Here is a 1261-nt window from a genome sequence, read left to right as displayed (position 1 = left end):
GACCGGGGTGAACACCCCTTCGACGGCGCTGTCAGCATCGTTGTTGGCCATTGGCACATCGTCTTCGACATGGATCAGGAAGCTGCCAGCCAAGGTGCCAGTGCCGCCAGTGGCCTTCAGGATGCTGGTAAAATCCAGGGTTAGCAGTTCGTTGTCATCGCCATTATCCAGCGGATGATCCAGCGATTTGACCAAGTTGAACTGATAGCTGCCATTTGAACCGACCTGAAGTGTGAACACAGTCGCCCCATTGGCCGTGGCAGTCAGGGTATCACCCACTACCGTATAGACCAGCGCCACGCCACCCGAACTGGCCGGGGTTACACCACTGGTATTAGTGTTGAGGCTGATGGTCGCGGAATTGTCCGGGCCGACAATCAAGGGGGCAACGGTGCCACTGACGCTATTGGTGACGCTGTCACTATCGGTGATCCCACTTGGCAACTCATCCTCATCGACATAAGCCTGCACCGAGCCCACATCTTCGACATACAGATGCAGGGTGGCCGTGGCCGGATCGCCGTCCTTATCGATCAGGATGTATTGGAAGTCTTCGGTGAGATCACCATTCACATTGGCGGGAGCCTGATAACTCCATGCCCCAGTGGAGAAGTTGAAGCTCAGCTTGCCACCCGCGGGAGTAGTGACGGCCGTCAGCTGCTGATCGCCATCGAGCACCCCGTCCCAGCTGTAGGTGGTCGCGCCAATCTTGATGGACTGGATATAACCTGGACCATCAGCGCCATAGGCATCATCGTCCCCACCACCCACGACATTGTTTGAGCCGCTGAGCACATTGCCTTGCACCAGGCCGCCTATCACCTGATTGAGCAGGGTGTTGACCAGGTCACTGAAGTTATTAACCCGCAGCGGCATGTTGTTCGGGCCGGCATCCAGGTCGACTTCTTGCAGGCGGACATCATTGATCCCATTGCCAATGCCTATGGTGGTGACATTGACTAGGTTGGTATCGACGAAATTGTTCCAGTTGGTTGCCACCGTGTTGGTGAGTGAAGCACCACCTGGGCCGGTTTGTTCATTGGGGTCACCATCGCTGATGAAGACCACCTGGTTACTCCAACCCGGGATGGGCGTGTAAGAGATCATGGTCTGCTCAATGGCATCGGTGAAGTCGGTGCTGCCATTGAATGGACGTATACGGGCCATCGTCCTCGAAGCGGAACGTCCCGTTGACGCCCAGATCGATGCTGGCCTTGGCGTTGTCGCCATCGGCATCGGTCACTGTCTGCACCAGGGTCAG

At 56.7% G+C, this 1261-nt stretch carries 1 pseudogene; it reads right to left on the bottom strand.

The features are described from left to right. Nucleotides 1–1107 (bottom strand): annotated as a pseudogene (locus tag ACF2JD_RS22550) (hypothetical protein); the annotation flags it as partial. Nucleotides 1108–1261 lie beyond the last annotated feature (154 nt).

Origin of the sequence: Aeromonas ichthyocola (genome assembly GCF_046087985.1) — a bacterium.
In the GTDB taxonomy this organism is placed as follows: domain Bacteria; phylum Pseudomonadota; class Gammaproteobacteria; order Enterobacterales; family Aeromonadaceae; genus Aeromonas; species Aeromonas rivipollensis.
This window is presented reverse-complemented; position numbering and strand designations above follow the sequence as displayed.